The sequence below is a fragment of the Actinomadura montaniterrae genome, assembly GCF_008923365.1.
Lineage (GTDB): Bacteria > Actinomycetota > Actinomycetes > Streptosporangiales > Streptosporangiaceae > Spirillospora > Spirillospora montaniterrae.
In genome coordinates, this window is record NZ_WBMR01000084.1 from 26,442 (window position 1) to 37,140 (window position 10,699).

Consider the following 10,699-nt stretch of genomic DNA (forward strand, 5'->3'; position numbering starts at 1 on the left):
GCAAGGGGTCGTCAGGCGGCGGGGACGGACTCCAGGAGGGCGGCGAGGCCGGCGGCGTCGAGGAGGTCCGCCGGACGGACGGTCGTGTTCGCGCTGACGTAGTGGAACGCGGCGCTGACCTCGCCGACGTCGACGCCCGCCAGCTCGGCCCATGCGAGCCGGTACGCGGCGAGCTGCACGGCGGCGAAGCGGGCGTCGTCGCCGGACGGGGGGCGGCCGGTCTTCCAGTCGACGATCTCGTAGCCGCCGCCGCGCCGCCGGAACACCGCGTCCATCCGGCCGCGGACCAGCCGGTCGCCGATGATCGTCTCGAACGGGACCTCGATGTCGAGGGGCTCGCGGGCCGCCCATTCGGACTCCTCGAACCGCTCCTGGAGGCGGAGCAGGTGGGCGTCGTCGGCGGCGCCCTCGTCGGCGGCGCCGGGCAGCTCGTCGGGGTCGATGAGGCGCTGCTGCCCCCAGCGGCCCTCCAGCCAGGCATGGAACGCGGTGCCGCGCCGCGCGTACGGGGCGGGCGGGCGCGGCATCGGGCGGCGGATCTGCCGGGCCAGCGCCGCCGGGTCGCGGGCGAGCGACACCAGCGACGACACCGACAGGTGGGCGGGCAGCTCGACGAGGAGGCCGTCGCCGCCGCGGCCCCGGTCGCGTTCGGCGAGGAGGAGCTCGACGTCGCGCGCCCACGCGGTCATGCGGCCCCGGTCGGCGTCGGTCAGGCCCTCGTCGCCGGCCCACAGCCGGTTCCGTCCGGCCATCGCGTCCTCGACCATGCGGGCCGCCTCGACGACGGCCTCGTAGCGTTCGCGGGCGGACGCGTCGGTCCGGCCGCGCTCCCCCGGCGGGACGGGCCACTGCGCCTCTTCGGGGTCGGCGAGCAGCGGGTTCGTCTCGCCCTCCTCGGGCGGGTCGGCCCACAGGGCGACCGTCCCGGCGCCGGCGAGGCAGACCGCGCGGACCTCCTCCAGGAACGGCGACGGCCCGAGCGGGCGCCCCGACGACCCCCACCAGTACCCGGTGGTGATGAGCAGGCTGGACGCGCGCGTGACGGCGACGTAGGCGAGGCGGCGCTCCTCGCGCAGGTCGCGTTCGGAGCACGCCTGGTCGAACGCGGCGAGGTCGTCCTTCTCCAGGCCGTTCAGCGGCGGCAGGTCGGCGCGGTCGCCGCGCAGCATGAACGGCAGGACGCGCGGGTTCGCCGTCCACCGGGTCGCGTTCTGCGGCGGGGACGGGAAGATCGAGCCCTTCGCGGGGCCGCCGTTCTTCTGCGGCACGTAGGACAGGCCCGGCACGACGACGACGGGCCATTCCAGGCCCTTGGACGCGTGGACGGTGAGCAGCTTGACGCTGTTGGTCTCGCCGACGCGTCCGGCCTCCAGCCCGAACTCCTCGGTCTCGGCGGCCTTGAGGTAGGCGAGGAACGCGCCGAGCGTCGGGTCCTCGGCGTCGCCGGCGAAGGTCGCGGCGGCGTCGATGAACGCGTCGAGGTCGGCGCGGGCGGTGACGGGGTCGAGGCCGGACCGGGCGGCGACCTCGATGTCCAGGCCGAGGGCCCGCTCGACCTCGTTGACGAGGTCGGGCAGCGGCAGGCCGACCTGGCCGCGCAGCGTCCGCAGCTCGTCGCGGAGCCGCCGCAGCCGCCCGTAGCCCTCCGGCGAGTACGCCTCCGGCGAGCCGAGGTCGTCGAGCGCGTCGACGAGGCTGCCGGTCTCCTGGTTCAGCTCGCTGACCAGCTGCCGGAGCGGATCGTCGGCCGTTTCCGGCGCGGGGTCGCCGCTCTCGGGCGGTTCCTCCGCGGCGGTCTCGGGCGGGGTGACGTCGCGCGCCGACTCCTGCGCCAGCGCCCGCGCGCGCCGTCCGAGCGCGACGAGGTCGCGGGGGCCGAGCCGCCAGCGCGGGCCCGTGAGCAGCCGGGCGAGGGACGCGCCCGCCGTCGGGTCGTGCATGACGCGCAGGGTCGCGACGACGTCCTGCACCTCCGGGACGGTCAGCAGCCCGCCGAGCCCGACGACCTCGACGGGGATGCCGCGCGCCTCCAGCGCCCGCCGGATCAGCGGGAACTGCGACCGCTTCCGGGCGAGGACGGCGACGTCGGAGTACTGGAGCGGCTCGGCCTGGAAGCCGCCGTCCGGCGCGACCGCCGGGTCACCGGACATCAGCCCCGCGATGCGCCCGGCGATCCGGTCGGCCTCGTCCTCGACGGTGGCGAACAGCGCGCACTCGACGCGCCCTCTCCCCTCGCGCCCGGCGCCGGGGACGAGCCGCGGCACCGCCCTGGTCTCCGCGCGCAGCTCCTCCTGGATCTTCGCGGCGGCTTCGAGGATCTGCTCGCCGTTGCGGAACGACCGGCTCAGCTGCACGACCGGCGCCGGAACCGGCCGCCTGTCCCCCACCGCGGGCTGGGCCGGGAAGTCGTGGGCGAACCGCAGCAGGTTCCCGGCGCTCGCGCCGCGCCACCCGTAGATCGACTGGCACGGGTCGCCGACCGCCGTCACCGGATGCCCGCCCGCGAACAGCGACTTCAGCAGGACGAGCTGCGCCTGGCTGGTGTCCTGGTACTCGTCGAGCAGCACCACGGAGAACCGGGACCGCTCGATCATCCCGACCTCGGGATGCCTGTAGGCGATCCGCGCGGCGAGCGCCATCTGGTCGCCGTGGTCGATGACCTCCCGGTCGGCCTTCGCCCGCCCGTACTTCTCGATCAGCGGCATCATCTGCTCGCGGACGGCCTGCCTGGCGAGGATGTCGCGCTGCGCCTTCAGCGGCTTCTTCACCGCGGCGAACCGCTCGTCCAGCCACGCCCCGACCTTCCGCACGTCGTCGGCGGTGCGCAGGTGCTCCGAGAGGTCGCCGGACAGTTCCATGACGGCCTTGGTGACGGTGTCGGGCTGCCATTCGATGCGGTCCATCGGCCCGTCGTAGGCGTCGACGACCCGCGAGCAGATCTGCCACGCGACGGCCGGGGAGATCAGCCGCATCGTCGGTTCGAGCGCCTCGCGCAGCGCGTGGTCGCCGAACAGCCGCGCCGCGTACGCGTGGTACGTCGACACCATCGGCTCGCCGTCGAACAGCGCCTCGCCGCCGAGCCGCTCCAGCTCGTCGCCCGGCAGCACCTCGCGCAGCTTGTCGAGCCGCTTGCGGACGCGCACGCCGAGCTCGGCGGCGGCCTTGCGGGTGAAGGTCAGGCCGAGGACGCGCTCGGGCCGCACGAACCCGTTCGCGACCAGCCACACCACCCGCGCGGCCATCGTCTCGCTCTTGCCCGACCCGGCGCCCGCGATGACCGCCATCGGCGCCATCGGCGCCTCGATCACCCGGGCCTGCTCCTCCGTCGGCTCGGGGATCTCCAGCAGCCGCGCCAGCTCCCCCGGCGTGATCACCTCGCTCCCCCCGAGCCAATCAGTCGCCCACCTGCCCGCCCTCGTCGTGGACGGGACAGCAGGAGCGTACGGGACAGGTCCGACACTTGTCGTTCGCGCGCGCCTGGAAGACGTCGCTGGCCATCCCGCTCGCGACGATCTCGATCAGCTTCTTGGGCCACTCGGGGTCGGCGTCCTCGGCGGGCGGGGGCTGCTCCTGCTCGCGGGCCTTGGCGGTGAAGGCGGCCTTGCCGACCTGGATGAGCTTCGCGCCGCCCGGCTCGATCAGGCCGTGCCGCTCGAACGCGCCGAGCATCACCGCGTACTGGTAGACGCCGAGCTGCGGGTGGCGGGCCAGGTCGTCCTTCGGGACGGCCGTGGACGAGGTCTTGATGTCGATGATGACGGCGCGGCCCTGCTCGTCGCGTTCGGCGCGGTCGATGCGGCCCTTGATGACGACGCGGCCGAGGTCGACCTTGAACGACTCCTCCAGCGCGACGACCTCGTTGGGGTTGTCGCGGTGCCAGGCGAGGAACTTGTCGACCATCGCGGTGGCCTGCTCGCGCTGCTTCTCGGAGTACCAGGAGCTGCGGAAGTCCAGGTCGTTCCAGATCTGGTCGAGGCGCTCGGCGACGTGGACCTCGGTGACGCCGTCGTCGGCGCCCGCCATCTCGGCGACCGCGTGGATGACCTTGCCCATGGTGCTGAACTCGTTCGGGCCGCCCTCCTGCGCGCCGACCGCGGAGGCGAGCAGCCAGCGCAGCCCGCAGGTGGTGAACGCCTCGACCTGCGACGGGGAGATGGTGATCTGCTCGTCGTCGGCGAACGCGGGGCCCTGGTCCGACAGCGCGGTAATCGCGTACCAGTTCTCCGGCCTCGCGCCGCGGACGCCCGCGCGGGCGAGGCGGGCGAGGTGCCCGGCGGCGGCGCGGCGCAGCGGCTCGGGGCGGGTCGGGTCGGACACCACCGACCGCAGGTCGGCGACCAGCGCGGACAGCGACAGCCATCGGGTCTTCTCGTCCAGCTGGGACTGCTCGATCGCGCCGGGCAGCAGCTCGTTGAGGAATCGGGACGGCCGTTCCTCGGTGTCGTCGCCGCCTACCGCGGTCACCACGAGCCGCTTGCGCGCGCGCGTGACGGCGACGTAGAAGAGGCGGCGTTCCTCGTCCAGCATCTTCGCGGCCATGGACGCCCCGGCCGCCGCGTCGGAGTCGGGCTGGGCGCCGGCGGCGTGCTCGACCAGCTCCTCGACGCCCAGCAGCGAGCCGCGCAGCCGCACGTCCGGCCACACGCCCTCCTGGACGCCGGCGACGATGACGACGTCCCACTCCAGGCCCTTCGACCGGTGCGCGGTGAGGATCCGGACGGCCTCGCCCTCCGGCGCCTGCTCGGCGAGGGTGTCGCCGGCGATCTCCTGCGCGGCGATGTTGTCGACGAACAGCTCGGGGCCCGCCTGCGGCAGCCGGTCGACGAACCGGGCCGCGTGGTCGAACAGCGCGACGACGGCGTCGAGGTCCCGGTCGGCGGACGCGCCGCGCGTCCCGCCCTTGACGCTCTGCTCCAGCAGGACGTCGGCCTGGCCGCTCTCCTGCCACACCGCCCACAGCACGTCCTCGGCGGACCCGCCGTCGTGGACGTTGCGCCGCGCCACGTCGATGAGGTTCGCGATGCGCTCGGCGGGGGCGCGCACCTTCTCGTGGACGAGCACCAGCTCGCGGGGGTCGTTCACCGCCGCGACGAGCAGCTCGCCGAGCGGCCGCTGGCCGCCCGACAGCTCCTCCAGGTCGCGCAGGGCGCGCTTGAGGCGCCGCATCGCGAGCGCGTCGGCACCGCCGAGCGGGCCGGTGAGCAGGTCTTCGGCGACGACCTCGTCCAGGTAGCCCTTCTTCAGCGCCGCGCGCAGCAGCACCAGGAACGGGCGGACGGCCGGCTCCTGCATCAGCGGCACCTCGTCGCCCGCGACGACGACGGGGACGCCCGCCTGCGCCAGCGCCCGCCGCAGCACCGGCACCTGCCGGACCGCGCTGCGCACCAGCACCGCCATCCGCGACCACGGGACGCCGTCGAGCAGGTGCGCGCGGCGGAGCTCGTCCGCGACCAGCGCCGACTCCTGGCTCTCGGAGTCCGCGATGACCGCGCGGACCTCGCCCTCCTCGGCCTCGTCCGGTGTGAGGAGGGCCCGGTGCTCGGCGGCGCCCGCCGAACCGGCGGGCAGGCGGCGCGCGATCCGCCGCGACGCCTCCAGGATCTCCGGCCCCATCCGGCGGCAGGTGCGCAGCGCCACCACGGGCGCGGGCCGGCCGTCCAGCGTGAGGAAGCGGTTCGGGAACTCCTGGATGCCGCGGACGTCCGCGCCCCGGAACCCGTAGATCGACTGGTCGGGGTCGCCGACCACGACCAGGTCGCGGCCCTCCCCCGCCAGCAGGTGCAGCAGCGCCTCCTGCGCGGGGTCGGTGTCCTGGTACTCGTCGACGAACACCACGTCGTAGGAGTCGCGCTCGCGGATCCGGACCTCCTCGTCCGCGAGCATCCCGGCGGCCATGAAGATCAGCTCGCCGTAGTCGTAGGTGGGGACGGGGTCGAGCGCGAACCGCTCGACGTAGCGCTCCATGAACGCGCCGATCGCGGGCCAGTCGTCGCGCCCGCGCATCCGCCCGAGCGCGACCAGTTCCTCCGCCGTGAACTGCCGCTCGACGGCCCGCAGCGTGAAGTCGCGCAGCTCCTCGGCGAACCCGCGCGTCGCGAGCGCCGCGCGCAGCCGCTCCGGCCAGTCCCGCGCGCCATCCGCCAGCTCGCCTTCGAGCAGCCGCCGCACCTCGAGGAGCTGCTCCGGCCCGGACAGCAGCCGCGGCGCGGGCTCCTCGTTCAGCACCGCGTCCCGGCGGAGCAGCGCGTACGCGTAGCTGTGGAACGTCAGCGCCAGCGGCGTCCGGGTGGTGCGGTGCAGCCGTCCGGTGATGCGTTCGCGCAGCTCACCGGCCGCCTTGCGGCTGAACGTGAGGACCAGCACCCGCTCGGGGTCGACGCCGCGGTTCTCGATCCGGTCGACGACCGCCTCGACGATCGTCGTGGTCTTGCCGGTGCCCGGCCCGGCCAGCACCAGCATCGGCCCGCCCGCGTGCTCCACGACCCGCCGCTGCCGCTCGTCGAGCACGGGCGGCACCGCGCGCGCGGGACCCGCGCGGCGGACGAGACGGTAGGAAGCAGACGGCACAACAGTTCATTGGAGCAGATCACCGGGGCTCTTCGGACCACAACGGGCGCATGTCGCGAAGGTGACGCGACGCGAAACGGGTGGGACGCGGGGCTCGGCAGCCTGCACAAACCCGGAGCGCCGCGATGTGCGCTCTTCCGTTGCGGCCCGCGCAACCGATCATGAAGAGTCGCGGGACCCCCGTGCACGGAACGCGGACGGCCGCGTCCCGGGGAGGTGGGAGGTTTCGCCCCTTGTCGCCTGCGCACTGGATCTATCTCCTGGGCCTCGCCGCCCTCATCGCCACCGTGGTGGCGCGCAAGAACGTCGTGGGTCTCGCGGTCTGCGGGACGTTCGTCACGGCACTCGTCTACAGCGGCAGCGTCACGACCGGGATCGCGGCGGTGTTCAACGCCGGGATCGTCGCGGCCCGCGAGCTGCTGCCGATCTTCCTCATCATCGCGATCGTGACCGCGATGCTCGGCGCCATGCGGGGGCTCGGCGCCGACCTGATGATGGTGCGGCCGCTGCAGCGGTTCGTCCGCAACGGGCACCTGGCCTACCTGGTGCTCGCCGTCGTCACCTACCTGCTGTCGATGTCGTTCTGGCCGACGCCGGTGCTGCCGCTGATCGCGGCGATCCTGCTGCCGGCGGCGGTCCGGGTGGGGCTGCCGCCGCTCGCCGCGGCCATCGCGATCGCGATCACCGGGCAGGGCATGGCGCTCAGCTCCGACTACATCATGGGCGTCGCGTCCGGGCTGTCCGCGCAGGGCGCGCACGTGCCCGCGGGCGCGATCGCCGACCGCGCCCTGATCATCTCGCTCATCGCGGGGGTGGTCGCGCTCGGCGTGTCCTACCTGCGCGACGTCCGCACCAAGCTGCTCGACCCGGTGGTGGCGGCGGCCGCGACGCTGGACCTCGCCGCCGCCGGGGACGGCGACGTCCGCGCGGGGGCGCGCGAAGCGGCCCACGAGGAGGCCGGTGGCGGGACAGGATCCGGCGCGACCGCGACGCTGACGGCGACGGGCCCCGCGGGACCGGACGAGGAGCCCGCGAAGCCCGGCGTCCGCGCCCGGATCGTGGCGGTGGCGGTGCCGCTGGCGTTCGCCGTGCTGCTGGCCGTCATGCTCCTCGGCCGGTTCACCTCGCTCGTCCCCGACATCGACGACGGGCAGGGCGCGCCGCTCGTCGGCGGGACGGCGGCGCTGGCGCTGGTCGCCGTGGCGGTCGTCGCGGACCGCCGGAACTGGCTGCAGAGCTGCGCCGACCACTTCACCGACGGCATCGGGTTCGCGTTCCGGACGATGGGGGTCGTCATCCCGATCGCCGGGTTCGTCTACGTGGGCCTGTCGGACTACTCCGGCGAGATCCTCGGGAAGCCGGACGGCGTGACCGGCCCCGCGCTGCTGCTGGACGCGATCGGGCACGTCCAGGACCACATCCCGCACGTGCCGGTGTTCGCCTCGTTCGCGATGCTGCTGGTCGGCATGGTGATCGGGCTGGACGGCAACGGCTGGCCCGGGCTGCCGTTCACCGGGTCGCTCGCCGGGGAGCTCGGGCACGCGTCGGGCGCCGACCCCGCCACGCTCGCCGCGATCGCGCAGAACGGCGCGAGCTGGACGGGCGGCGGGACGCTCGTCATCTGGTCGTCGCTGATCGTCGTCGCGGGCCTCACCGGCGTCCCGGTCATCGATCTGGCGAGACGGCTGTTCGTGCCGGTGGTGTCGGGCCTGGTCGTGGCCACGGCGGTCGCGGCGGTGGCGCTGTGAGCGCGGCACGGGACGCGGTGGAGACCGCGGAGCTGGTCAGGACGGGCGCGCTGGCGGCGCGCGACGCGGTGGCGGCGGCGCTGGAGCGGATCGCCCGGCTGGACAGGAACCTCGGCGCGTTCGTCCACGTGGACGCGGACGGCGCGCTCGACCGCGCCGCCGCGATCGACGCGAAGGTGGCGCGCGGCGAGGACCCCGGGCCGCTCGCCGGCGTCCCGCTCGCGGTGAAGGAACTGCACGCCGTCGCCGGGTGGCCGTACGCGATGGGCAGCGTCCTGCACGCGGACCGCGTCGCCGACCACACGTCGACGATCGTCGCGCGGGCGGTCGCGGCCGGGGCCGTCCCGGTGGGGCTGACCGCGTCGCCGGAGTTCGGACGCGCGTCGTTCACCGCGTCCGTCCTGCACGGCGTCACCCGCAACCCGCACGCGCCGGAGCTGACGCCAGGCGGGTCCAGCGGCGGGTCGGCCGCGGCGGTCGCGTCCGGCATGGTGCCGATCGGGACCGGCACGGACGGCGCGGGCTCGCTGCGCATTCCCGCCTCCTACTGCGGCCTCGTCGGGTTCAAGGGGACGTACGGGCGCGTCCCGCGCGGGCCCCGGCACCGCGGCACCGCCGAGAACGACCACTACGGCGTCCTCACCCGGACGGTGCGCGACACCGCGCGCTTCCTCGACTGCGTCTGCGGGACGGACGAGTACGACCGCGCGTCGCTGCCCGCCCCGCCCGTCCCGTTCGAGACGGCCCTCGACCGCGAGGACCTGCGAGGGCTGCGGGTCGCGTGGTCGCCCGACCTGGGCGGCGCGCCCTGCGACCCGGAGGTCGCGGCGGTCGTCGGGGACGCGGCGAAGGCGTTCATCGCGGGCACCGGCGCGCGGGAGGTGCCCGCCGGGGTCCGGCTGGAGTCCTGCGGGGCCGCGTTCCGGACGCTGTCGGTGCCGGACGTCCACGCCGAGCTGCGGAACGCGCCCGCCGACCGGCTCGGGTCCGTCCATCCGACGGTCCGCCGCTACGGCGACGCGGCGCAGGCCCTGGACGCGGACGCGCTGGTCGACGCGCACGAGGCCCGCGCGCGGCTGGTCGAGGTGCTCGCCGAGGCGTTCGGCCGGTTCGACCTGCTGCTGACCCCGGCGACGCAGGCCCCGGCGTTCGCGGCGGAGGGGCCGATGCCGACCGAGATCGCCGGGCGTCCGGTGGACCACTGGGGCGCCCTGGCCGTCACGTTCCCGTTCAACCTGTCGGGGCATCCGGCGGTGTCGGTGCCCGCAGGATGGGCGGGCGGCGCCCCGACCGGCCTGCAGATCGTCGGGCGGCGCCACGAGGACGCCCGCGTGCTCGCCGCCGCGGCGGCCTTCGAGCGCCTGCGCCCCTGGCCCGCGGCCTGACCGGTGCCGGGCCGGACGGCGCGTTCGCCCCGTCCGGCCCGGCACGGGCGCTAGGCGGTCGCGATCTTCTCCTGGAAGGCGCGGAGGGCGGCGGCGCCGACGGCCTTGTCCTGGTCGCCGTTGCCGCCGCTGACGCCGACCGCGCCGACGACCTCGCCCTCGTACACGATCGGGAAGCCGCCGACGAAGATCGCGAACTTGCCGGGCAGCATGTGGCTGATGCCGAACGCCTCGTTGCCGGGCAGCGCGGGCCCGTTCGGCGGCTCGTTGAACCTGTGGGTGTCGCGCTGGTGGCCGGCCGCGGTGAACGCCTTCGCGATCGCGATCTCCACCCCGGTGAGGCGGGCGCCGGTCATCCGGTGCAGCGCGATCGGGTGCGCGCCGTCGTCGGCGATGCAGATCGTCTGCTTCACCCCGATGCGTCGCGCCTCCTCCTCGGCTGCGGTCAGCATGACCAGGGCGTCTTCCAGGGTGAGCCGGTGAACGGTGTGCACGGGACCTCCGGTCGTCTCGAGCGGAAACGCCGTCCCGGCCCGCCCTCGCCGCCGTTTCGATGGCGACTCGCGAGGGGTATTGCCGGAATCGGAATTGTCACGCAGGATGTGGCTGACGGTTGAAGCGCCGGCTCTCACCGTCCGCCACGCATTGCCTTGATGTCCCGTCAGTCTCGGAGGACCGCCGCCGCCGAGGCTATGTACACTCTGCCGAACGATCCGGACGGGATGTGGGCACATGGCACAACCATCGGTATCCGCGACGACCCCCGCACCGGCCGCCTCCGGGCCCGCGCCCGCGCCGGCCGCACCCGGACCCGCGCCCGCACCGGCCGGGGACCAGGTGCCGGTCCGGACCCTGCTCGCCGAGCCGCTGCTGCGCGGCACCCTGGTCGCCGGGGCGTCCGGGCTCGACCGCGGCGTCGGCTGGTGCCTGCCGCTGTCGGAGACCCGCACCGACCCCGGCACCGGCCCCGACCTCGCCGGCGTCGCCGTCCACCTGCCG

Annotated in this window: 5 protein-coding genes; 2 read left to right on the top strand and 3 right to left on the bottom strand. The window is 74.9% G+C overall.

The annotated features are described in order from the left end of the window. Positions 1-11: 11 nt before the first annotated feature. Together F9B16_RS26050 and F9B16_RS26055 are read right to left on the bottom strand one after the other, a co-directional pair. Positions 12-3,374: an ATP-dependent helicase gene (locus tag F9B16_RS26050; protein WP_151542758.1), complete on the bottom strand. Its 3,363-nt coding sequence runs from the start codon at positions 3,372-3,374 to the stop codon at positions 12-14. Between the two features lie 19 nt (positions 3,375-3,393). Next, positions 3,394-6,567: an ATP-dependent helicase gene (locus F9B16_RS26055; protein WP_151542759.1), complete on the bottom strand. Its 3,174-nt coding sequence runs from the start codon at positions 6,565-6,567 to the stop codon at positions 3,394-3,396. A 233-nt stretch (positions 6,568-6,800) separates the two neighbouring features. On the opposite strand from F9B16_RS26055, the gene F9B16_RS26060 reads away from it, so the two are divergent. Continuing rightward, complete coding sequence (locus F9B16_RS26060) at positions 6,801-8,315, top strand: permease (RefSeq protein ID WP_151542760.1); 1,515 nt, start codon at positions 6,801-6,803, stop codon at positions 8,313-8,315. After that, positions 8,312-9,700 (top strand): amidase, encoded by a 1,389-nt coding sequence (locus tag F9B16_RS26065; protein WP_151542761.1) that lies wholly within the window; start codon positions 8,312-8,314, stop codon positions 9,698-9,700. Before F9B16_RS26060 ends, F9B16_RS26065 begins: the two co-directional genes overlap by 4 nt. 50 nt (positions 9,701-9,750) lie before the next feature. Here F9B16_RS26065 and F9B16_RS26070 read toward each other — a convergent pair whose 3' ends face one another. Beyond that, positions 9,751-10,194 carry a GlcG/HbpS family heme-binding protein gene (locus F9B16_RS26070; protein WP_151542762.1) on the bottom strand — a complete coding sequence of 148 codons (444 nt, stop codon included), beginning with the start codon at positions 10,192-10,194 and terminating at the stop codon, positions 9,751-9,753. Positions 10,195-10,699: the final 505 nt, after the last annotated feature.